Consider the following 21,481-nt stretch of genomic DNA (forward strand, 5'->3'; position numbering starts at 1 on the left):
TTCTGCTTCCCGCTATCGGGAACCGACAAGATCAGGTCGTCGCGGACAGGGCCGCCGCCCAGCCGCTGACGCACCGGTGCTCCGGTTCGAGCAAGGCACGGTCGGGCAGCTCCGCGCCGGTGACCGCCTCCACTTTGCCGGCCAAGGCGATCCAGTCCAGGGACCCCAGTCCCAGGCGCGCGAAGTCCCGGCGGCGCAGGCTGGGGTTCTCGAGGATCTCTTCCACCGTCGCGACCGGGATTCCGAGCTCCCCGAACGCCTCGACGACCTGGGTCGCGACCAGCAGTTCGTACTCGGCTCCCCGACGCTCCGCGTCATGCCCGGGCACCGGCGTTGTCCTTCCGCACCAGGTCGATCATCGCGTCGCGGTCAGGCTTGCCGAGCGTGTTCGCCGGCAGGCGCTCGCACCTCACCAGGCGCGGCACGGGTGCGCCGGCGCGCTCCAGCCGATCCGCCAAGGTTGCCTCGACGCCCGGGGATCCCGCCACCACGACGAAGAAGTCTTCGATCTCCGGCGTCGGGTTGCGCGGGACAGCGAGGAAGTGCACGTCGTCGACGCCCGGAACGGAACGCAGCGCCGCATCGAGCTCGGACACGTCGACGAACCGGCCGTTGAGCCGGAGCGGACCGCGGGTCCGTTCGACGAAACGCACGACGCCGTCCCGTTCCCGCCGGACGACGTCTCCGGTCCACCACTCGTGCGTGCTCTGCTCCCCGCCGCCGAGGTATCCCTGAACCGGGGCCGCCAGCCGCAGCACGAGCTCACCGGTTTCGCCGGTGTCCGGGCGGAGCACCTCGACACCCGGCAGAGGGCGTCCGATCCCGTCGGTGCCGCAGAACGTCCCGCCCGTCTCGGACGAGCCGTACCCGCGAAGCAGTGAAACCCCGAACCTCTCCCGGAACACTCGATCGAGTTCTTCGGGGACACGACCGGCGCCTGCGATCGCTGCCCGCAGCCCGCGTTCCCCCCGTCGCGGCGCGTCGACGAGGAGGCGGGCCAACGGCGGCGTGGCCGCCAGCACCGAAACGGCACCCGAATCGATCCGGCGGCTCAGGGAACCGATGCCCGCCAACGGCGTCACCTCGACGCTGCTGCCGTTGACGAGCGCACTCACCGCGACACCCCAACCCAAGGAATGCGCCAGGGGGATCGGCACGGCGACACGATCTCCGGGAACCAGCGACAGACCGACGCGATAACCTTCCGCCTCGACCACCAAGCTCCCGACACCCCGCTTGACCAGCTTCGGCCGGCCGGTAGTCCCCGAACTCAGGTGGAGCACCGCGGTGCCGGTCAGGTCGAAGGCCGGCGCGTCCGACGTCCTCGGCGCCACCTGCAGGTCCGGCCGCACGTGGCACGCGTCGCGGGGGGCCGACGAGTCACCCGGGCTCACCGACACCGGGAGGGGCACCGGGACCGCGTCCAGCCGCCAGGCGGCCACCGCGGCGAGCAGCAGGTCCCGGCCCTGCAGTCCGCGGAGAACAACCGGGTCCCCCGGCCGGACGCCCGCCGCGGCCAGCCGGTCGCCGACTTCCTCGAAGCGGGATTCACGCTCTTCCAGCGGCACCCCGTCGATCTCCGCTCCTTGCGCGAGGATCAAGCCCGCGAGCCCTTGGCGCTCACCGCTCATCGTGACGCCGCCGGTACCGCGTCGTCCAGGAACACCGAGCCGCGGACCTCCAGCCCCGCCGCCCGGACGAGCTCTTGGACGTGCTGCATCTTCACCACGAAGCGGTCCTTGCCGTAGATCAGGTAGCGGTGCCGGTCGGAGTCGCCCGTGAAGTTCACCGTCATGACGTTGGCGCCCGCCGCGAGCCCGCGTGACTGCCCGCCCGTGCTGGTCTTCTCCAGCGCGCTCACCGAGGGGATGAGCAGCTCGGGGTAGCTGATCCGAAGACAAGCCAGCACGTTGAGCGCCAGGTCGACGGACCCCGGGAGCCGCAGCTGCAACGGGGTGTCCGGGGCCGGCACGAACGGGCTCACGCTGCACATGTGGACACCGAGCTCGCCGGCCAGCTCGATGTCGTCCACCACGCTGTCCAAGCTTTGCCCAGGCAGGTCGGAGATGAGGCCGGTCCCGACCTTGTAACCCAGGTCCAGCAGGTCCCGCAGACAGCGCAGCCGTTCGTCGAGGCTCTCGTGGCGAAGCTCCCGGTGGAGCCGGGGGTCGCTGGTCTCGTGCTTCAGGATGTAGCTGGTCGCTCCGGCCTCGCGCAGGCGCGCGTACTGGTCCTTCCGCATGTTTCCCAGGTTGAGCAACACTTCGGCGCGGCCGCCGAACAGCTCCTTGATCCGGGGAACGGCTTCCTCGACGGCCGCCAGCTCCCGCGGCGTTTCCCCGCCTTGCAGGAGGATGATGTCGATGCCGGCGTCCTTGATCCGGACAGCTCGCTCCAGGATCTCGTCGGCGCTCATGAAGTAGCGGTCGTTGCCGCGGGTGTTGTCCCGGCGCATGGGGCAGTAGTCGCAGTTCACCCGGCAAACGTTCGTCACTTCGATGACACCGCGAAGCACTACGGTGGCACCGAAAGACTCTTCGCGAGCCTGCCTGGCCCGGGCGAACACCTCCTCTTGCTCGGGGCCTCGGGCCAGCAGCATGGCGCGAATTTCAGATCGGGTGAGCGGCATCGTCCCTCGCTTCTGTGTCGGATGGGGTGTGGGCGGTGGTCCGTGGCACCGCGAAGGAGACGACCTGCTCGGCGATGAGCGCGGGGTCGGCCGTTTCCTTGAACGAGGCGACGACGGTCGCCAGGTCCGGCTCGAACCGGACCGTCGACGTCACCCCGTTGACGGACACCTCGATCTTGTCCCCCGGGGCCGCCCACTCGGTGCTCAGGTAGAGCGTCACCGTGGCGGCACGTGCCACCTCGATGACGACTCGCCCCGGTGTCCTCCGATGGGCGCGCACCTCGCCCGCCTCGCTCGGACCGATCCCGCCGAGCCGGACCCAGAACGCGCGTCCGTGCCGGTCCTCGTCGGCTCGGTGCCGGACCTCCACCGGTGAGCCGGTCCGCCGCCGTCTCGTCAGCCACTGCTCCAACCGGCGGTGGAGCGGCATCCCGTCGTCCAGCCCGAGGGTCTCGAGCCCGTGCCGGCCGCCTCTCACCTCGGCGTACTCCAGCTCCTGGTGCCCCAGCTCTCGCAGTTCGGCCACGGATCGGCGGTCGAAGTGCGGAGGGATCTGCTCGTCTTCGCTGCCGTGAACGACGAACAACGGCAGCGGGCGCAGGTTCGGCACGAGCGCGCGGCTGCGCCGGTCCGTCCCGAACATCTCCCACATCGAGAGCGCGCCGTTGATCGGCACCGCCGCGGCGAAGTGCGGCCAGAACCGCATGCCCAGGTTCCACGTCGCCAAGCCACCCATCGACACCCCGGCGACGACGCACCGGTCGGGATCGACGCCGAGTTCGGTCCGGGCCCACCGCAGGGCGGCGAGCGCCAGGTCTCCGCTCCGGAGGTCCCAGCTCGGCTTGGCGAACCGGTTGCCGAAGATGCCCGCCATGTCCAGGCCGTTCCCGGTGCGCGGCGGCACCCGCGCCGTCGGGCAGATCACAGCGGATCCGACGCGGTCGCCGAGGGTCGTGAACTGCGGGAGCACCTGCTTTCCGGAGCCGCCGGCGCCGTGGAGGACCACCAGCGCACCGAGCTGCCCGGGGCGGGCGCCGGCCGGCACGTGGATCGCCGCGGAGGTGCTACGGCCGTGTCCGTCGACCAGGTCCACAGCGGACGGGTACGACTTTCGCCCGGTTTTCTCCCACTGCGAGAGCAGCCCTCGCAACGCGACCGGGCCGACGCCTTCGCGCCGCAGCACCGACAGTGCCGTACCGACATCGGCCTCGGCGCACAATGCCCGCGCTTCTCCGGAGCTCAGCATCAGCCGGACCTCCCCGCGCCGGCCGTCGTGGCGACCGGCCGCGTGGCCGGCTTCACCGGGAAGTCCCACCGCCCGAGCCGTACCGGAGTGCGGCTCAGCCGCTTCGCCCCGGTGCCCGTCAACGCCAAGGCGATCGCCAGATCACCGGCCGGTAGCGGGAGCTCCATCGTGGTCACCGGCCCGGTACCGGCCGGGGCGCGAACTGCCGAGACCACTTCCCCGAGGTCCGCGATCGTCCGGGCGGGACAAGCACTCAGCACGATCCGCCGTCCGTCGATCACCCAGCGGGCCGCGCTGCCACCGTGAGGCGCACGCTTCGCCTGGGAGCCGAGCAGATCGGGGACCAGCGGCGGCCCCGCGGCGGCTCCGACCGTGAGCACGCCCGAATTCTCCGCGAACCCGATGCCCCGGCCCTCGTCGTCCTCGGCGATCCGGACTTCGAAGCGGTGCAGCAGCGTGCTGCTCAAGCGAAGCCGCAGCACCCGCGCCAGAGCCGCTTCCGGCTCGTGCGGCTCGACCCACGCGGCGATTCCGGCGCAGCCGGCCGCGCGGGCAGCCTCCCGGAGCGCGAACGCCAGACGCAGCACCGCACCGGAGCCCCGGAGCGACTTCTCGACGAACACACCCTTCAGCAGCAGGTGATCACCCCACCGCATGCTCCGGTGAACGGCGCGGATCCGGCCAGCCGGGTCGATCAGGCCCATCCAGTGGTAGTCGTTCGCCGCAGCCAGCTCCTCGGCCAGCCTGCCTGCGCCGAGGCCGTCGAAGGTGACCAGCGCGAGAACCTCCTCCGCGTCGCCGGGGGTCAACGGGCGCACCACGCAGTCGTCTTCCGCGGTCATCCGAGGCCCTGCCGAACCGGCTCCGCGTCAGGCCGGCTGCGGGTCAACGCGAGGTACGGGAAGTTCGCCGCCACACCGTCCGGCGCTTTCCCCGGCAACGGAACCTTCTTCATCCGCTTGCTCGAACTCCGCGCCGCCATGAGGTTGAGCAGCACCCGTGTGCTCATGAAGCGGCTGTCCAGCTCCTCGATGACCCAGGAGAAGAGGTCCGGGTCGAACGGGTAGAACGTCGGGTCCAGCAGGTCGTCGTCGGCCAGGGAGAGCTGCCGGGCGAGTGCCGTCTCCGGCAGGACCCGGTACCCGAGGTTCATCACCAGCTCTTCCGTCGCCAGGTTCGCATTGACGTACTGGGCGGTCGCACGCACGCTTGCGCGGCTTTCCCCCGGTCCGCCGAAAACCACGTTCATCCGCAGTTCGAGGCCGTGGCGCTTGGCGCGTTCGATGAACCTGGTCACGTGCCGGGTGCCGAAGCTCTTCCCCAGGACCTTCATCATCCCGTCGTCCAGGCTGTCCGGTGAGACGACCACGAACTCGACGTCGCTGTGACCGAGCAGCTCGGCGAACTCGTCGTCGAACGGTTTCGGGGTGAAGTAGGCGGACCAGGTCAGCCCGGGGAGCTTCTGCTCGATGATGGTCCGCACCACCTCCTTGGCGTACTTGAGCTCGCTGTTGAAGATGCCGTCGGTGAAGAACACCCGCCGGATCCCCGATCCGTGGATCGCGTGCAGCTCGGCCGCGATCAGGTCCAACGGCTTGAGGTCACCTTGGTTCTGTCCGCTGATGTAGGCGTAGGGGCAGTAGACGCAGCCCTGGTAGCAGGTCTTGCGGCGGGTCTCGACACCGATCATCGTGCCTTCGACCTGGCCCTGGCGGCGGACGTACGCGGACATCAGCGAATGGGGATGCTGCAGGTCGTTGGCGAGGAACCCCGGAAACCGCGCTCCGCTCAGGTTCCGGCCGGAACCTCGGTGCGCGTCCGGGTCCGCGACGATTTCGAGGATCGTCTGCTCCCCGGGCCCGATCACCCCGACGTCGAAGCCGAGCCGCCGGACCAACCCGTCCGCGAAGAGGCTGTACCCCGGGCCGCCTCCCACCAAGAGCGGACCGCCGCGACCGACGACCTCCCGGACCCGGGCGACGAACGCCTGGTAGTGGTCGACGTGCCCGTCGCAGGTGAGGTCCAGCGGGTCGATGTTGCGGATCGTGAAGCCGATGACATCCCACTCTCCGGCTGCCCACGAGAGGTCGCCCAGCGCGGCGGGGGTCTCGACGAAGTCGATGAGCCGGGTCTCGTGCCCGGCGCGGTCAAGGGCGTCCTGCACACAACGGAGACCGATCGGGAAGATGGGGTCGTTGCCGGGCATGGGGAGACTGGCCAGGTTGACGAGTGCGACACGAGCCATCAGCGTTCTCCTGTCTACGCCCGGACCATTTCGGCAGACCAGAAGCTGCGTGCCAGCAGTCTCCGCCACACGCCCATCATGTGAGCCAGAGCTCGCACCTCCACCGCGGTCAGATCCGGGTGCCACAGGTCGAAGAGCAGGACAGCGCGCCCCGAGTCCGAGTCGTTCCACGCTTCGTGCTCGAAGGAGTCGTCGAAGACGAAGGCTTTACCGCGTTCCCATTCCCGCGTCTCGTCGCCCACGCGGAGGGCACTTCCCTCGGGAACCACCAGTCCGAGATGGCATCGCAGGTGCGCGTTGGTGTAGCCGGTGTGCGCGGAGACGTGAGTGCGCGGCTCCATGATCGAGAAGTAGCACATGCCTCCGTGGGTGCCGGTGACGCCGGGAACCGCGTCGAGGGCACGCGCTGTCGCCGGGCACAGCCGGAGGTTCCGGGAGTAGGCCTTCCCGATGCAGTACAGGTAGAGCGCGGTCCAGCGGCCCTTGTCGGTGAGCTCACTCGGCTGCGAAACCGCACCACCGCCGGCGAAACCGCCCGCGTCGGTGAATTCACGGGTGATGTCCGCGGCCGAGGCTTCGAAGGCCGGGAGCCAGGGGAACCTGTCCCGGTCCCACCAGGCCGCCGCGGTGAGACCGGGAACGAAGATCTCGGGCTCCTGCCCGTGTGGCAGGTCCGGGACCGCTCGGCGCGAACTGATGTCCACGCCCTCGACGACGCGGGCCACGTCGCGCCGGTCGACCCCGTTCTGCTCGATCCACTGCTCCAGGTACTCCGGACTCTTCTCGATCAACGGCTGCACTGAACGCCCCTCCCAGGTCGTGCGGTTCGAACACGGGCCGGCCGGGCGGGCTCTTCGCAGCAGCTCCGAAGAGCCCGCCCCATCAACCCCCTCGTGCTTGCCTGCCCACCTTCACCCGGGCACCACCTTCACCGGGAAGTCGGCGGCGGCACCGGACTTCGCGGCCGGCTCAGGCCACGTCGTACTGGTGCTCGGGCACCAGGCTCGGACCGCACGACGGCATCACGAGCTTGTGCAGGAAGTCCGAGTCGACGAGGTCGAACAGTGCCTCGCAGGACCGGTCGAAGCGCTCGGGGTCGGTCGCCATGAGGACCTCGACCGCTTCCTTCTCCATGCGCAGGCCGGCGTTCGCGAGGGCCTCGCTCGGGTTGTTGGCCAGTGCGGCCGCGAACTCCTTGTCGTAGGTCAGCCGTCCGACGACCGCGTCCATGATCTGGGCCACCTTGACGGCCTCCGCGATCTGCTCCGCGGTGTAGGCGTCAGTCGAATTGGGCATGCTTTCTCCCTTTTACTGATCGATTTTCCTGGAACCGTCCCGTCCAGGACCTCGACATTGCCAGGAGATCGGAGTCTCGGTCAAGCACTTCAATTCTCGCTTTTCTCGGTGCCGTATTCGTTGACTTCTATTTTGCCTTCAGCTCGACGCCGTCACCGGTGCGACTCTCCAGGCGCTCGGCGAAGCCTCGCCAAACCGATGCGCATTCACGGGCCAGTTGCACCACCGTTTCGCGTTGGTGAACGGGTACGCCCCTGACCATTTCATCCCACTGGTCGTCCTCGACGGCCGCGCAACCGATGAACCGCAACAAGGCCCGGCCGGCCTCGCTGAAGCGCAACGACGGATCCCGGGCGAGCAGCGCCACGAATTCGGCGGCCGAAACGGCCCGAGGTTCCCCCGGCCCCGATCTCCGGTCACGCCGGGTGCGCCCATCCCGCGCTGCGGCCGGTTTCACGGCGGCGCGGCCGAGCGGCACGGGTTCGTTCCCGTTCCGCTGCCGGGGAGTCACCGGGGCCTCACCGCGGGCGAGCCTCGCGCGCACGTCCCGCGCGGTCGACGGGGAGATGCGAGCGGCTTTGGCGATGTCGCGCAAGGACGCGGCCGGATTGGCCGTGATCACCTCGGCGGCACGTCTGCGCGCCTGGGCGCCGTCCAGCGGCCGCAGCCGGCCGTCCCGCCCGACCCGGACGTTCGACTGCCCGATCCGGTCAGTCGAACACTGCCGGATCTTCGCGACGGTGTCGGCCGACAGGCCGGTCACCGCCGAGATCCGCCGGTTAGACCACATCGGGTGGGAGTCGACGATCCGGGCGGCGGCGACCTTGCGGTCGGCCGTCGACAACGGCAGGCCGTGCGCGTGGTTGAGCTCGACGGCAAGCACGAAGGCGTCCGCGTCGCCACCGCTGAAGAACAGCACGTCGACGGTGTCCTCGCCCCGGAGGACGGCCGCCTTGAGCCGGTGCATCCCGTCGACGACCCGCATGGTCGGCCGGTGGACGACGATCGGCGGCAGCACGGCCTCCGTCGCCGCGAGCAGCTTGGTGTGCTCGACCTGCTCGCCGTGAATGCGCGGGGAGTCCGCCGTCACCAGCTGCGCGATCGGCACTCTCTCCGGCGCGGCGGAAAGTCCGGCCCGTTCCCTCGGAGATTCCTGCATCTGCGTCCCCTCCCACGACCCACGCCGGGGCCGGGCGGCCACCTCGGCCGGCTCGACCCCCGGACGAGCCGATCGGTGGCCGCCCTCCTCCCCTGCGGACGGACCGGCAGAGCTTCGCCGACGGCGCAGACATCTCGCAGACGCCACCGTGTCTGCCCAGGTCAACGCCGGTTCAGGGCACCCTGACCGTGACCGGGCTCTCGAACACGGCGAACCCGTGCCGCTCGTAGAGTCGTCGTGCGGGGTTGCCGTCCGTGACCACCAGGCCCACGACCTCGACGGCCGCGGCGGCCGCTCGAGCCAGCGTGCGCCGGAGCAGGACCGTCCCCGACCCGGGGTACGACGGGTGGCGGAACAAGTCCGTGATCAGCAGTCCTCCCCAGGGCACGTCCCCGGGCAGGTGGTTGAGCACCACTCCGGCCACGACCACCCCGTCGTCGCAGACCAGCCCGCTCAGCGGTGACAGGGGCCCGTACGCCGTCCCGGCCACCAAGCCGTCGAAGCGCCGGCGCAGTACGGCAGCGTCTTCGTACTCCTCGCGATAGTCGGGGTGCCCGGGTGCGTACGCGGCGCGCCACGCCGGAAGCAGATCGTCGACCGGCAGGTCGAGCGGAGTGAACCGGAGGGGCTGTGGAGCGTCCTCGCACGCCCATTCGGCGAGCGGAAGCGACGCGGACAGATCGCAGGTCATGCGGTGGGTCGCCCGGATGAGCCGGGCTCCTCGCCGCACGAGCTCGTCGGCGAGGGACCGTGGTCCGGTGGCCGCCCAGCCGGACAACTCACGAAGGATGACATCCGCGGCGCCGGCGCCGAGAACTTCCACGCGATCCGCCCACGGGAGGCCCTGGCTCTCCCTCCGGAGATAAGAAAGAACCGGAACACCGTCGGCGTCGACGCGAACCTCGCGCACCCTCACTCCCTACCGTTGTTCCCATCCGCAGGTTAACATGATCAGGGTGACAGAAATCGACACCGACGATCTGGACGTCACCGAGCGGACGATTGCCGATTCACTGTTGACAGAACTGGGATTGGGCGCGCTCGACACCGTCACGGGAACGTTCACCGGCCGGCACCGCAATTGGGCAGGCGCCACTGTTTCGGGCGCCGGGGTCTTCGTCAAGCGAATCGAAGCAGCATCCCCGGACGGCGCCGCCCGGCTCGGCAGGCTGATCTCCTTGGAATCGGCGGATTGGAACCCGGCGCCGAGGCCACGGTGTCACGGCTGGGATTTGCGCTCCGGAATGCTGGTGTACGAACTGATCGCGCCCGCGCGAGACGGCGCACGGCTCGCCGACGACGGGGATTTCGACGAAGCGACCGCCGCGGTTCTGGGTCACCTCGTGGCCGGACTGCACAACGAGGATCCCCCGCCCTGGCTCGACACGTCGATCCCCCGGCTTCCCCCACGGCACGAGCTGGACGCCCTCCCGCTCGACGCGTTCCGCGCGGCGTGCGCCGCCGAGCTCGAGTTGTGGCGGTTGCTGCAGGGGGACGACGCGCTGACGTCGGCGATCCACGAGCTGAACGTCGCGCCGGACGGACTCCACACCCCCACGCACTGCGACCTCCGGCTGGACCAGTTCGTGGTCGGCGAAGAAGGGGTCCGCCTCGCCGACTGGGACGAACTCAGGCTGGCGGATCCCGCGCGCGACGTCGGCGCCTTCGCCGGTGAATGGCTGTACCGGAGCACGCAGCGGATCGTGTTCGAAGACGGAACACCCGGGCACCGGGACGTCGTCGCCAAGGGGGCCGCGCAGTTCGCCGCCGTGCGCCCGCTGATCGCGGCGTTCTGGCGGGCGTACCTCGACCACCGCCGGGAACCGGACCCCGATCTCGCCCGCCGTTCGGCGGCGTTCGCGGGCTGGCACCAGTTCGATCGCGTCCTCGCCGCCGCCCACGGGCAGTCCCGGCTGCTCCCGGTCGAACGCGCCGCGGCCGGTATCGGCCGAGCGGTGCTGCTCGCTCCGCAGCGGTTCACCACCACACTGGGGCTCGCCACGTGAAAAGCGTCTTCCCTACGACAGGAGCGTCGATCACGACCTTGCTCGATGTCCTGCGAGAGCTCGACGTCGACGTGCGGGAGGACGAGGTCGCCATCGCCGGTCAGATGCTGGAGACACCCACCGGAACCGCCCTGCGCGCGCAGCTGGCGGCCGCTTTGTACGATCGCCTGCACGTCGGTGGGACCACGGCGTCCCCCGAAGCTCCCGGGTTCAGCAGCCGGCTCGCGGCGGCGGTTCCCCACGAGTTCACGCGTGTCAGCGGTCGCGTGGTCTCCCGCAGTGGCGCGGACGACGTGGTCGTCGAAATCGAGGGTGTCCGGGTGCGCGTTCCGGCGTCCCGGACCACGGCCCGCTCGGCAGGGGAGTTCGTTTCGATCGACATCGGCTGCACCCGCCCGAGCCTGGCGCCCGGCTTCTTCCTCGTCGACGGTTCAGCGGGGCACGGGCTCGTCTCGGGAGACCACACCCTTCGCGTTTACGCGCACCTGGTCGAACCATCCACCGCGACCGCCGCGTGGCGCGCGATCTTGGTGTCCCTCGAACAACTCCGGGTGCCGTTTCGAGCCAAGATCAGCCTGCACCTCCCTCGCCGCGACGCGCTGGTGCTCTACCTCGGACGCGAGGCCTGGCCGTGCACGACCGACATCGTCGATGCGCTGACGAGCGCGCCCGGCCTCGGCCGCTCGGTGTCGGTATACGCGCACCAGCTCGCCGACGGGGTCGCGGCGGCCTGGGACCCGGCGGATGTGCGGCCCGGATACCGGGGGCTCAGCTTCGGCGAACACCGATCACGCGCCATCGCCGACGCCCTGCTGGCGCCGGGAGCACCAGAGGAGGAACTGGCCCGCTCCCTGGAAAGGAGCAACGTCGACGCGACCGGGATCTTCCGGAACCTCAACTCCCCGGCGTTGTGACTCAGCTCACACGCACTGTTCGCTTGTCGCGACGGACAACCGCGTAGAGGCTGAAAGGGCACCACCACAACCGCACCTTCGAAAGGTTCTCGATGCATTCCGAAGAATTGTTTGCGGCGTACGCCGAATTCACCACCCCGGCCGACCTTTCGACCCCGGTCGCCGGCTCGCACGCCACGTCGCGCAACACCACGACGCCCGGCTTCCTCTCTTCTGCCGCACCCGGCCCGGAGACGGTGAGCGAGTAGGTCTTGACACAGGAGGGTCGGGTGACCACTTTTCGGGAAGTCTTCGCGAACTCCGAATTCCGTGCCATCTTCTGCGGTTTCGGTCTGTCCACCGCCGGTGACTTCCTGGCCAGGGGCTCGGTGACCATCGGGGTGTACGCGTCGAGCCAGTCGACCGGGCTCATGGCCATCACCTATGCCTTGACCTTCCTCCCGGACCTGGTCGGCGGGGCGCTGCTGTCCGGCCTCGCCGACCGGTTCAGCCGCAAGACCGTGATGATCGCGGCCGATCTGATGAGAGCCGCGTTGGTGGTTCTGATGGCGACGGCCGGCCTGCCACTGGCGATGCTGTGGCTGCTGTTCATCGCGGTTCGCTTGCTGGATTCACCGTTCCGCAGTGCCCAGACGGCGACCCTTTCACTGGTGCTCACCGGTGATCGGTATGTGGTCGGCACTTCGGCCAACACCATGCTGGCCAACCTTGCCGTGGGAGCCGGCTTCGCGGGCGCGGGCGCCGTTGTCCAGCAGCTCGGCATGAGCACAGCGCTCTACATCAACGCAGGGACCTTCGCGTGTTCCGCACTGCTGATCTGGCGTGGCGTCCGGTCCCGCCCCGTGGCCGCGACGGGCTCCCCACGCACAGCCGGCTGGTGGACCTCGTTGGCAGCCAGCTCGCAGCTGGTGCGCAGCGACCGGAGGCTGCGCACGCTGATGTGCTTCGCCGTCGTCCCCGGTATCTGCATGGTTTCGACCGCGCTCGTCGCGCCCTACACGATCGAGACGGGCAATGGCGAGGCCGCCGCCGGCGCGCTGATGGGCATCGGATCGGCGGGGATGGTCGTCGGCGTGTGGGCGGTGGCCCGGTGGGTACGTCCCGAGGTCAGGATGCGGCTGCTGGGCGTCCTGGCCGTGCTGTCGGCGGCGCCTTTCGCACTGTGCGCCTGGCACCCCGGGCTGATCGCGGACTCGGTGATCTGGTTCGTCAACGGCGCCGCGACCTGCTTCTGGGTCCCCGTGACCACAGGCGTGGTGACCGCGACGCCCGAGGCCATGCGGGGACAAATGAGCGGAATGGTCTTCGCACTGCTGAGGGTGGTACAAGGAACGGCGGTTCTGACCTACGGACTCCTGGCCGAGGTCTTCGCGCCCTCGTCGGTCATCGCCGCGGCCGGTGTGCTCGGTGTGGTCGTGTCCGGCCTGATCGGGCTCGCTTGGCGGCGGGTCGACGCTGGACCTCGATCAGCCGCCGCGAACACCGTCCAGTGATCGGCGAAGCTCGGACGACGCGGGAAGTCCGGTTGTGCTCAGGCACGCGTCGGCGAGTCCGCAGTATTTCTCCGCGGCAGCCGGGTCTCCCGCGGCACGGCGGGCCGAAGCGAGGGCCCGCAGTGCGCGCGCTTGATCGAGCTGGGCCCCGCACCGCCGCGCCTCGATGAACGCCGACTCCGCCCAGCCGGCCGCGACATCGATGGCGCCGTTGTCGAGCTCTGCTTGCGCCAGAACGACTTTCGCCCGCATGCCCAGGATCTGCAGTCCCGCGGCCTCGGCCAGCTGCACGGCCTTCTGCGCCTCGGAGACGGCTGCGGTGACATCATCGGTCAGCCGGCTCACTTCGGCGTGCCCGGCAAGCGCGACGATTTCGCCGCGCCGATATCCGATCTCCTGGCACACAGCCAATGCCGAACGGTAGAGCTGATGCGCTTCGTCCAGTTCTCCGCCGGTCAAGGCCACCGCCGCCAGAGCGGTCAACGCCTCCGCCTCCTCCTCTCTGGCCGAGCTGTCGCGGGCAATGCGCAACGCGAGCCGGGCGTGCCGCCCGGCGGCCGCCAGGTCACCGACCTCCCGGAAAGCACGGGAAAGATGGCCGAGCACGTCAGCCTCGAAGTGACTGAGCGAACCTCGGCGAAGCAGTTCCAAAGACCGGCTGAACTGCTCGATCGCCTCGTGACAGTGCCCTCGTAGCAACAAGATCTCACCGAGGATGCCGCGTACGTCGCCCTCGGTGGCCTGTTCACCTGAAAGGTCGCAGAGCGAGATCGTCCGGCGCGCGGCAACCTCGGCGTCATCGAGGTTCCCGCGCAAGAACTCGGCGTAGCTCAGACCGAGCCAGCCGAAGCGCCGCAAGGGGGTGTTGGTCGTCTTCTCGGCCAGTTCGAGGCCCGCGCGCATGCGGGCGACACCGTCGTCGACCCGCCCGACGTCCCGGTCGAGGTTGCCCAGGGAGATGAGTGCGCGCGCCTGACCTTCGACATGCCCGGCCGCGCGGTAGGCAGCGAGCTCCGCCTCGAAGTGGTGCAGTGCTCCCTGCTTGTCACCGTGCCGGAAGCTCAGGGAGCCCAGGCAGCAGTTGATCGCGGCGATCGCGGCGAGGTCGCCGCGATCCTCGGCCGCCCGCAACGCCGCGGCACACGCGCCGAGGCCCTCCTCGCGATAGCGACCACTCGCCACCAGGTACGGCCGTAACGTTTCGACCAGCAGCCAGGTGAAGGGGGCCAGCTCACCGTCCGAAGCGTCGACGACAGCCGCGAGCACGTTCAGGCACTCGGCGCTCATCCACGCCATGGCCTCGTCGGGATCCGCGAAAACCTTCCGCTCGGCTCTCGCGAGCCTTTCCGGCCGGGGTAGGTGCACATACGTGGGATACAGCATGCCCGCTGCCGATTCCGTGTGGCGGAAGTAGAAGGTGAGGAGTCTTTCCTTGGCCGCGAGCAGCGTGGCCTCCCGATCGTCCGCCACGCATTGTTCAGCCGCGAAGACGCGCAGCAGGTCGTGCAGCTGGTATCTGCGCCGGTTGTTCCTCAGGACCAGGTTCGCCACGGTCAGCTGTTCGATCACCGCCTGGACGTCGCCGTCGGGCGAATCCGTCAACGCCGCGACGGCCTCGACCGAGAAGTCCGGTCCGGCCACGAGGCCGAGCAGCCGGAACGTCCTCGCGGCGGCGGCGTCCAAAGCCACGTAGGAGAGCCGAAAGGCCGTGCGAACCGTGGCTTCCTCGTCACCTTCGATCTCCAACGATGCCAGCCGGTTTCCCTGCCGCAGCATTGCCACGTGCTCGGCCAGCGGCCCGTCCGGTTGCCCGACCACGTTGGCGGCTGCGATCCTGAGCGCGAGCGGGAGATAACCGCACAACTCCGCCATCTCGACGACGGCATCGGGTTCGGCCGCCACCCGCTGCGCCCCGATCATGTTCGCCAGCAGGGTATGGGCGTGTTCGGCGGCGAGCACACCCACGTGGACCAGCACGGCGCTCTGCAGTGCCACCAGACCCCGGAGGTCGTTGCGGCTGGTGATCAGCACACCACAGCCGGGAGCGTTCGGGAGCAAGGGGCGAACTTGGCTCGGGTTGACGGCGTTGTCCAGCACGACCAGGATCTTCCGGCCTCGCAAGAGGGTGCGGTACAGGGCGATGAGCTCTTCCTGCCCGGTGGGGAGGCGCGTCGTCGTCGCGCCGAGTGCGACGACGAACCGGGCGAGCACCTCGGTGGGCGTCAACGCCGGCGTCGCAGCGTGGCCCCGCAGGTCGACGTGGAGCTGGCCGTCCGGAAACCGGCCACGCATGCCATGTGCCACCTTGACCGCGAGCGACGTCTTGCCGACGCCCGGCAAACCGCTGATCACGACCACCGGCACACCGGAAACGTCGCCGCCCAATGCTGCTTCGACCTGCCCCACCAGCTGTTCCCGGCCGACGAAGTCCGGGATGTCGGCCGGCAGCTCGTGCGGGACCAGCTCGCCTGCGGCAGGGCCGCCCGCTCCCGCCCCGGCCGGCCCCTGATCGTGCGCCAGCACCTGCTCGTGGACCTTCTGCAGCTCGACGCCGGGATCGACCCCCAGTTCGGTCGCGAGGGCCCGCTTGATCCGGTCGTAAACCGAGAATGCCTCGGCCTGCTGACCCGAGCGGTGCAGTGCGAGCATCAGCTGACCGTGCAGCCGCTCCCGGAGCGGCGCGGCGTCGGCCGCCACCTGCAGCTCGTGGACCAGTTCACGGTGCCGGCCGAGGCCCAGCTCGGCGTCGAACAAGTCCTCGAGCGCGGCGAGCCGCTCCCGTTCCAGACGAGGCGCGTGCACCGTGCGAAAGAGGTCCGAAGGAATGTCCGCGAGCGCGGGGCCACGCCAGTGCGAAAGGCTTTCACGCAGGGCGTCGGCCATCTCGTGGAGGCCGCTGGCCTGCCGGGCGCGTTCGCGCGCCTCGAAGAAGCGGTCGAGGTCCAGTTCGCCGGGTTCGACGGTTATGCGGTACCCGCCGGACACAGTGGTGATGCGCCCGGCGTCACCGATCACGCGACGCAAGCGCTGCACGTAGGTTTGCAACGTCGCTCTCGCACCACGCGGCGGCGCTTGATCCCACAGCTGGTCCACGAGGCTGTCCGCGCTCACCATGCTGTTGGCGGACAGGAGCAACATGGCGAGCAAGACCCGCAGTTTCGGCGCGTTGACCAGAACGACGTTGCCCGCTACCTCCACCTCGATCGGGCCGAGGATGCGAAAATTCAGCCCCTCACCCATCGTTCACCCCCCGGTGCCGACTTGCGCGGGAGCAATTGTATCAGTCCGGCAGACAACGGCAGTGCCCCTGGAAATCTGCCCGGGATCGTCGCGGTCGGGTCCACACATTGATGAGTCCACTGTGTACGGATGTGGGGATCTTCGCGGTCCCGTCCGAGCACTGGAGGCACGCCGCGTACCGGCCGAACACGGGGAACCGTCATCGGGCTCCGCGGTCAGGACGCGCCGGTCTCCCGCGTGGTGCACCGTGGCCGTCTTCGCGAATGCTGTTCACGCTGGCTGCTCTTCGTTTGTTTCAGCTTGATCCGACGGTACGCATTCACCAGCGCGGAAACTTCACCACACCTGGTCGGGCCGTTCGCCGCGCACCAGTCCGCCGCAATGGTTCACCGATCCTGTCCCTCCGCAACGATCTGCGGGCCGTTCTCTTCCCGTGGCTCGCGTTCGTCATCGCTTCTGGTGGTACGGCCGCAGTTTCACACTGGTCAATCAGCTGTGCGGCATCGAAGGGGGCCGAATCGGCAAATCTTGCCGGCCCCTGGTGACCGGGCGCTGTTCCGTGCGTGGCGCCCGGATCCGTCTCGCGGTCAGCCTCATCGCTCCTACCGGCGATGGGAGCAGTGGTTCACGTTGCTCCTCGTCTCCGCCGAGCGGGGCTCGCACTGCGCGATCCGGCTGCTCCTATCGACGACCGACCGCAGCGGTGCAGTGCGAGCGTTGGGTCGGTAACCCACGACGGTGGCTGTTCGGCGCCGCTGCGCACCACACTTCCGGTCCCGTGTGTGCGCTGACCGAACTGTTCCACACGATCCCCGCGGTGGACAACGACGCGGCACGCTTGGCTTCGAGGGCAAGAACCCCATCCCGAGGGACCGGTCCGAGCGCTGCGCGTAGCCGGCCAAGGCGCCTCGCCGACCCGGAATCAGAGCTCTTCGGTATGAGATCCCCGTTGCGGGAGGTATCCCTCTGATCCTCCGGTTAGCGACCGCTCACCTAGAATGAGTGGCGATCGATGCCGCCACCCCCGGCGGGGCTATCTGGGAGGATCACCGGATGACGATGTCGCTGTCCGCCGAATTGTGGCCGGACGTGCAGCCGGAGACCGCTCGGCGGCTCATGCTCGCCGGGGTCGAGGCCTTTGCCAAGCGGGGGTACCACGCCACCACCACGCGGGACATCGCCGGGGCCGCGGGGATGTCGCCCGCCGCGCTCTACGTGCACTTCCCGTCGAAAGCCGCGCTGCTCTTCGCCATCAGCCGGTACGGGCACGAGCAGACGCTCGCGCTGGTCGAGAACGTCGTCGCCAAGGTGTCCGATCCCGTCGAGCGGATCCGGCTGATCGTCGAGGACTTCGTCGCCTGGCACGCGCGGCGGCACACCGTCGCGCGGGTCGTGCAGTACGAGCTGCAGGCGCTGCCCGAGGAGGAGTTCGAGGTGGTCGCCGAGCTGCGGCGGCGGATCGAGCGGATCGTGCGCAAGGTGATCGCCGACGGGGTCGAAGCAGGCGTGTTCACCGTGTCGGACTCCCACACCTCCGCCCGGGCGGTGCTCTCCCTCGGCGTCGACGTCGCCCGCTGGTACAGCGAGCGTGCCCGGCAGACACCCACCGCGCTCGGCAAGGAATACGGTGGCCTGGTGCTGCGGATGCTCGGCGTGACGCCAGTCACAGACTGAGCGGTTGGTCGGCAGCCGCCGCGTAACGACGGGCCAGGCGCGCGAACGCGTCCTTCAACTCCGGTGGCCCGACGACTTCGATGTCCGCGTCGAAGCGGCCGATCGTCGCGGCCAGGCCGGTCCACGACCACGCGCCCAGCACCAGCCGGCAGCGGTCCGGGCCCAGTTCCTCCACCACGCCGTCGCCCGCGTAGGTCGACACGACGCTCGCCGGCCGGTCCAGGAGCACCTCGCCGCGGCACTCGTCCTTGCCCGAAAAGCGGTCCGCGACGAACGCCGCCACGTCTCCCCCGGGCAGCTCCCGCGGGGTGAACCGCGGGCCGGTCGGGACGCGGGGGTTCATCCGGTCGACGCGGAACGTGCGCCAGTCCGCGCGGTCGAGGTCCCACGCCACCAGGTACCAGCGCCCGCCCCGCGTCACCAGGTGGTGCGGCTCGGCCCGGCGCGGCACCGCGCCGGACGCGTAGTCGAACCGCAGCACCTCGCGCGCCTGGACCGCGGCGCTGAGCGCCGCCAGCACCGACGGCTCCACCGGCGGCCCGGCGGACACCGCCGTGACGTGCAGGGCGTCCACGCGGTGGCGCAGCCGCGCCGGCATCACCTGGCGGACCGTGTTCAGCGCCCGCGCGGCCGCGTCCTCGATCCCGCCGCCGGAGACCGTGCGCAGCGCCACCGCGAGGGCGACCGCCTGGTCGTCGTCGAACAGCAGCGGCGGCAGCTGCGAACCCGCATCGAGCCGGTAGCCGCCGTCCGGTCCCTTGACCGCCGCGATCGGGTAGCCGAGCTCGCGCAGGCGGTCGACGTCGCGGCGCACCGTGCGCTCGCTGACCTCCAGCCGCTCGGCCAGGAGCGCGCCCGGCCAGTCGCGGCGGGCCTGGAGCAGGGAGAGCATGGCCAGCAGCCGTCCCGAAGTTTTCGGCATGCCGCGATCTTCCCAGAAATAGCGGACACACCCTGTCCGCTACCGGTGCCAGAGTGGTCCTCGTGCAGAACGACACCGAACGCAACGACCTCATCGCCGAACTGGCGGCCGCCCGCGCCGCCCTGATCACGACGGCGCGCGACCTCACCGACGAGCAGGCCGGCGAGCAGCCGACCGTCAGCGCGCTATGCCTCGGCGGCCTGCTCAAGCACGTCGCCACCATGGAGGAAAACTGGCTGCGCTTCGCGGTGGAAGGCCCGTCCGCGATGCGCTACGACCTCCCCGACGGCGTGACCTGGGCCGACATGGCGGCCGGCACCGCCCGCGAGTTCCCGCAGTGGGCGATCGAGCACCAGAACGAGTTCCGGATGCTGCCCGGCGACACCCTGGCGGCGATCCTGGCCCGCTACGAAGACGTCGCCAAGCGCAGCGAGGACGTCATCACGAGCCTGCCCGACCTGTCCGTGACGCACCCGCTGCCCGAGGCGCCGTGGAACCGGCCGGGCACGGTGTGGAGCGCGCGGCGGGCCGTGCTGCACGTCATCACCGAGACCGCGCAGCACGCCGGGCACGCGGACATCATCCGCGAGGCGCTGGACGGCCAGAAGTCGACGTGACCGTCCTGGACACGCGGGCGCTCAACCGCGCCACGCTCGCCCGCCAGCTGCTGCTCGAACGCGCCGGGCTGCCGGTGCACGACGCCGTCGCGCACCTCGGCGGCCTGCAGGCGCAGGAGCCGCAGGAGCCGTTCACCGGGTTGTGGTCGCGGCTGCGCGCGTTCGACCCGGCGGCGTTGTCGGAGCTGCTGACCGGGCGGCGCGTGGTGCGGACGCACCTCATGCGCCGCACCGTGCACCTGCTCACCGCCGGTGACGTCCTGGCGTGGCGGACGCGGTTCGACGCGATGCTGCGCCAGCGCGTCCTGGGCACCTACCGCCGTGAGCTCGCCGGGGTCGACCTCGGCGAGCTCACGGCGGCGGGCCGCGCGGTGCTGGCCGACGGCGAGCCGCGCTCGATGGGCGACCTCGCCCGCGCGGTCGCCGATCGCTGGCCGGACGCGGGACCGCGGCCGCTCGGCGAAATGCTGATCGCCGCGCTGCTCCCGGTGGCGCAGCTGCCGCCGCGCGGGCTGTGGCGCGTCAAGGCCGGCGTGCGGTACCTGCCGTTGCCCGCATGGCTGGGCCACGACGTCGACCCGCTCGCCCCGGACGACGAGGTGGGGCAGACGCTGGTGCGGCGCTACCTCGCGGCGTTCGGGCCCGCGGCGACGGCCGACCTGCGCGCGTGGAGCGGCCTGGCCGGGCTGCCGGCGGCGGTGAAAGCCGTGCGCGACGAGCTGGTGGTTTTCCGCGACGAGCGCGGCCGCGAGCTGCTGGACCTGCCGGAAGCGCCACGGCCGGACGCGGACGCGCCGGCGCCGGTGCGGTTCCTGCCGGCGTTCGACAACGCCATCCTCGGCTACGACGACCGGACCCGGATCATCGACGACGCCCATCGCGGGCTGTCGGTGGCCGGCGAGCGCGTGGTGCTGGTGGACGGCCGGGTGTCGGCGACCTGGACCGTCGAAGCGGACGCCGTCGTCGTGCGGCCGCTGCGGCGGTTCGCGAAAGCGGAACGCGCCGAGGTCACGGCGGAAGGCGGCGAGCTGGCGGCGTTCCTGTCCGACGGCGAAAGCGACCGCGTCCGGGTCGAAGCGGGCTAACCGACCGCGCGGGCGAACCGTTCCGCCACCTCGCGCAGCCGTTCCACCAGGCCCGGCGGGGCCTCCTCGACCACGAAGTCGAACCCCCACTGGGCCAGGTGGTACGGCACCGTGTCCAGGGTGTTCGCCCCCGTCCGGACGCGGCAGCTGTGCTCGTCGATCGGCTCGACGGCGCCGGTCGTCGGCGGGACGCGCCGGGCGACCTCCTCGGCGGGGGCGGCCACGCGCAGCACCAGCTGGTGCGGGTACGGCGCCGACGAGATCTGGCGCGAAACGTACGCCGCCAGGTCGTCGGCCGGGGGTTCGCGCGGGGTGAAGCGGAAGCTCGCGGCCGGCACCCCGGTGATCCGGTCGGCCCGGAACGTGCGCCAGCCGGCGCGGTCGAGGTCGAACGCGACCAGGTACCAGCGCCGTCCGGTGTGGACCAGGCGCAGCGGCTCGACCGAGCGTTCCGTCACCGCGCCGGACCGGTCGCCGTAGCCGAAGCGCAGGCGCTCGTGGTCGCGGCAGGCCGCGGCGATCGCCGTCAGCACCGACGCGTCCACCGTCGGCCCGGCGCCGGGCAGCGAGACCGTCGCCGCCTGCAGGGCGCCGACCCGCGGCCGCAGCCGGGCGGGCAGGACCTGCTCCAGTTTCGCCAGCGCGCGCACCGACGTCTCCTCGATGCCGCTGACCGTGCCGCTCGCCGCCGTGCGCAGCCCGACCGCGACCGCGACGGCTTCGTCGTCGTCCAGCAGCAGCGGCGGCAGCGCGGCGCCCGCGCCGAGCCGGTAGCCGCCGGCCACCCCCGGCGTCGCGTGCACCGGGTAGCCGAGGGACCGCAGCCGCTCGACGTCGCGGCGGATCGTGCGGACGTCGACCTCGAGCCGCGACGCGAGGTCCGCGCCCGGCCAGTCGCGCCGCGCCTGCAGCAGCGAGAGCAGCCGGAGCAGGCGTTCCGAAGTGCCGTACATGA

General features: G+C 70.4%; 21 protein-coding genes. 8 read left to right on the forward strand and 13 right to left on the reverse strand.

The features are described from left to right. Window positions 1-31: 31 nt before the first annotated feature. The 10 genes from SD460_RS35335 to SD460_RS35380 all read right to left on the reverse strand — a co-directional run bounded on the left by SD460_RS35335 (window position 32) and on the right by SD460_RS35380 (window position 9,353). Window positions 32-328 (reverse strand): acyl carrier protein, encoded by a 297-nt coding sequence (locus SD460_RS35335; protein ID WP_290055711.1) that lies wholly within the window; start codon window positions 326-328, stop codon window positions 32-34. Further along, the gene (locus SD460_RS35340; RefSeq protein WP_290055710.1) at window positions 315-1,631 is read right to left on the reverse strand and encodes a class I adenylate-forming enzyme family protein; all 1,317 of its coding nucleotides are present in this window, start codon (window positions 1,629-1,631) and stop codon (window positions 315-317) included. The genes SD460_RS35335 and SD460_RS35340 overlap by 14 nt, the downstream gene beginning before the upstream one ends. Further along, entirely contained in the window at window positions 1,628-2,494 is an 867-nt protein-coding gene (locus SD460_RS35345) for a biotin synthase BioB (protein WP_318307334.1), read from the reverse strand. Before SD460_RS35345 ends, SD460_RS35340 begins: the two co-directional genes overlap by 4 nt. 115 nt (window positions 2,495-2,609) lie before the next feature. Next, on the reverse strand, window positions 2,610-3,875 hold the full coding sequence (locus SD460_RS35350) for an alpha/beta hydrolase (RefSeq protein WP_290055708.1): 1,266 nt from the start codon (window positions 3,873-3,875) through the stop codon (window positions 2,610-2,612). Next, window positions 3,875-4,717, reverse strand: a complete 843-nt coding sequence (locus SD460_RS35355) for a GNAT family N-acetyltransferase (protein WP_290055707.1) — start codon at window positions 4,715-4,717, stop codon at window positions 3,875-3,877. Before SD460_RS35355 ends, SD460_RS35350 begins: the two co-directional genes overlap by 1 nt. Next, the gene (locus SD460_RS35360) at window positions 4,714-6,120 is read right to left on the reverse strand and encodes a B12-binding domain-containing radical SAM protein (RefSeq protein WP_290055706.1); all 1,407 of its coding nucleotides are present in this window, start codon (window positions 6,118-6,120) and stop codon (window positions 4,714-4,716) included. Before SD460_RS35360 ends, SD460_RS35355 begins: the two co-directional genes overlap by 4 nt. Window positions 6,121-6,134: 14 nt before the next feature. Next, entirely contained in the window at window positions 6,135-6,911 is a 777-nt protein-coding gene (locus SD460_RS35365; RefSeq protein WP_290055705.1) for an aspartyl/asparaginyl beta-hydroxylase domain-containing protein, read from the reverse strand. A 178-nt stretch (window positions 6,912-7,089) separates the two neighbouring features. Next, the gene (locus SD460_RS35370) at window positions 7,090-7,416 is read right to left on the reverse strand and encodes an Os1348 family NHLP clan protein (protein WP_290055704.1); all 327 of its coding nucleotides are present in this window, start codon (window positions 7,414-7,416) and stop codon (window positions 7,090-7,092) included. A 127-nt stretch (window positions 7,417-7,543) separates the two neighbouring features. Continuing rightward, window positions 7,544-8,524: a ParB/RepB/Spo0J family partition protein gene (locus SD460_RS35375; RefSeq protein ID WP_318307335.1), complete on the reverse strand. Its 981-nt coding sequence runs from the start codon at window positions 8,522-8,524 to the stop codon at window positions 7,544-7,546. Between the two features lie 223 nt (window positions 8,525-8,747). After that, entirely contained in the window at window positions 8,748-9,353 is a 606-nt protein-coding gene (locus tag SD460_RS35380; RefSeq protein ID WP_290055702.1) for a GNAT family N-acetyltransferase, read from the reverse strand. Between the two features lie 178 nt (window positions 9,354-9,531). Here SD460_RS35380 and lxmK point away from each other — a divergent pair, with 178 nt between their 5' ends. The 4 genes from lxmK to SD460_RS35400 all read left to right on the forward strand — a co-directional run bounded on the left by lxmK (window position 9,532) and on the right by SD460_RS35400 (window position 12,988). Beyond that, window positions 9,532-10,581 (forward strand): class V lanthionine synthetase subunit LxmK, encoded by a 1,050-nt coding sequence (lxmK, locus tag SD460_RS35385; protein WP_290055700.1) that lies wholly within the window; start codon window positions 9,532-9,534, stop codon window positions 10,579-10,581. A 38-nt stretch (window positions 10,582-10,619) separates the two neighbouring features. Next, window positions 10,620-11,495, forward strand: coding sequence for a T3SS effector HopA1 family protein (locus tag SD460_RS35390; protein ID WP_290055699.1), 876 nt, complete (start codon window positions 10,620-10,622; stop codon window positions 11,493-11,495). 92 nt (window positions 11,496-11,587) lie between these two features. Next, window positions 11,588-11,743 carry a hypothetical protein gene (locus SD460_RS35395; protein WP_290055698.1) on the forward strand — a complete coding sequence of 52 codons (156 nt, stop codon included), beginning with the start codon at window positions 11,588-11,590 and terminating at the stop codon, window positions 11,741-11,743. A gap of 21 nt (window positions 11,744-11,764) precedes the next feature. After that, window positions 11,765-12,988 carry an MFS transporter gene (locus SD460_RS35400; protein ID WP_290055697.1) on the forward strand — a complete coding sequence of 408 codons (1,224 nt, stop codon included), beginning with the start codon at window positions 11,765-11,767 and terminating at the stop codon, window positions 12,986-12,988. On the opposite strand, the gene SD460_RS35405 is transcribed toward SD460_RS35400, so the two are convergent. Further along, window positions 12,962-16,228 carry an AfsR/SARP family transcriptional regulator gene (locus SD460_RS35405; RefSeq protein WP_290055696.1) on the reverse strand — a complete coding sequence of 1,089 codons (3,267 nt, stop codon included), beginning with the start codon at window positions 16,226-16,228 and terminating at the stop codon, window positions 12,962-12,964. The two genes, SD460_RS35400 and SD460_RS35405, sit on opposite strands and share 27 nt — an antisense overlap. Before the next feature lie 263 nt (window positions 16,229-16,491). Between SD460_RS35405 and SD460_RS35410 the strand changes: the two genes are divergently transcribed. Both SD460_RS35410 and SD460_RS35415 read left to right on the forward strand, forming a co-directional pair. Further along, window positions 16,492-16,773, forward strand: a complete 282-nt coding sequence (locus SD460_RS35410; protein WP_290055694.1) for a hypothetical protein — start codon at window positions 16,492-16,494, stop codon at window positions 16,771-16,773. Window positions 16,774-17,281: 508 nt separating this feature from the next. Next, window positions 17,282-17,902: a TetR/AcrR family transcriptional regulator gene (locus SD460_RS35415; RefSeq protein ID WP_290055693.1), complete on the forward strand. Its 621-nt coding sequence runs from the start codon at window positions 17,282-17,284 to the stop codon at window positions 17,900-17,902. Here the strand turns inward: SD460_RS35415 and SD460_RS35420 are convergent. Next, complete coding sequence (locus tag SD460_RS35420) at window positions 17,892-18,824, reverse strand: helix-turn-helix transcriptional regulator (protein ID WP_290055692.1); 933 nt, start codon at window positions 18,822-18,824, stop codon at window positions 17,892-17,894. The genes SD460_RS35415 and SD460_RS35420 overlap by 11 nt on opposite strands. 53 nt (window positions 18,825-18,877) lie before the next feature. On the opposite strand from SD460_RS35420, the gene SD460_RS35425 reads away from it, so the two are divergent. Together SD460_RS35425 and SD460_RS35430 are read left to right on the forward strand one after the other, a co-directional pair. Continuing rightward, on the forward strand, window positions 18,878-19,441 hold the full coding sequence (locus tag SD460_RS35425) for a DinB family protein (protein ID WP_438860601.1): 564 nt from the start codon (window positions 18,878-18,880) through the stop codon (window positions 19,439-19,441). Next, window positions 19,438-20,526: a winged helix DNA-binding domain-containing protein gene (locus SD460_RS35430; protein WP_318307336.1), complete on the forward strand. Its 1,089-nt coding sequence runs from the start codon at window positions 19,438-19,440 to the stop codon at window positions 20,524-20,526. Before SD460_RS35425 ends, SD460_RS35430 begins: the two co-directional genes overlap by 4 nt. Here SD460_RS35430 and SD460_RS35435 read toward each other — a convergent pair. Next, window positions 20,523-21,479 carry a helix-turn-helix transcriptional regulator gene (locus SD460_RS35435; RefSeq protein WP_290062837.1) on the reverse strand — a complete coding sequence of 319 codons (957 nt, stop codon included), beginning with the start codon at window positions 21,477-21,479 and terminating at the stop codon, window positions 20,523-20,525. The two genes, SD460_RS35430 and SD460_RS35435, sit on opposite strands and share 4 nt — an antisense overlap. Window positions 21,480-21,481 lie beyond the last annotated feature (2 nt).

It is taken from the genome of Amycolatopsis solani, assembly GCF_033441515.1.
Classification (GTDB): Bacteria; Actinomycetota; Actinomycetes; order Mycobacteriales; family Pseudonocardiaceae; genus Amycolatopsis; species Amycolatopsis solani.

Excerpts from the sequence above, each read along its gene's own strand:
- SD460_RS35410 (WP_290055694.1), top strand. The coding sequence starts at position 16,492 with ATGCTGTTCACGCTGGCTGCTCTTCGTTTGTTTCAGCTTGATCCGACG.
- SD460_RS35355 (WP_290055707.1), bottom strand. The coding sequence starts at position 4,717 with ATGACCGCGGAAGACGACTGCGTGGTGCGCCCGTTGACCCCCGGCGAC.
- SD460_RS35360 (WP_290055706.1), bottom strand. The coding sequence starts at position 6,120 with ATGGCTCGTGTCGCACTCGTCAACCTGGCCAGTCTCCCCATGCCCGGC.
- SD460_RS35395 (WP_290055698.1), top strand. The coding sequence starts at position 11,588 with ATGCATTCCGAAGAATTGTTTGCGGCGTACGCCGAATTCACCACCCCG.
- SD460_RS35415 (WP_290055693.1), top strand. The coding sequence starts at position 17,282 with ATGACGATGTCGCTGTCCGCCGAATTGTGGCCGGACGTGCAGCCGGAG.
- SD460_RS35350 (WP_290055708.1), bottom strand. The coding sequence starts at position 3,875 with ATGCTGAGCTCCGGAGAAGCGCGGGCATTGTGCGCCGAGGCCGATGTC.
- SD460_RS35370 (WP_290055704.1), bottom strand. The coding sequence starts at position 7,416 with ATGCCCAATTCGACTGACGCCTACACCGCGGAGCAGATCGCGGAGGCC.
- SD460_RS35340 (WP_290055710.1), bottom strand. The coding sequence starts at position 1,631 with ATGAGCGGTGAGCGCCAAGGGCTCGCGGGCTTGATCCTCGCGCAAGGA.
- SD460_RS35405 (WP_290055696.1), bottom strand. The coding sequence starts at position 16,228 with ATGGGTGAGGGGCTGAATTTTCGCATCCTCGGCCCGATCGAGGTGGAG.
- SD460_RS35420 (WP_290055692.1), bottom strand. The coding sequence starts at position 18,824 with ATGCCGAAAACTTCGGGACGGCTGCTGGCCATGCTCTCCCTGCTCCAG.
- SD460_RS35435 (WP_290062837.1), bottom strand. The coding sequence starts at position 21,479 with ATGTACGGCACTTCGGAACGCCTGCTCCGGCTGCTCTCGCTGCTGCAG.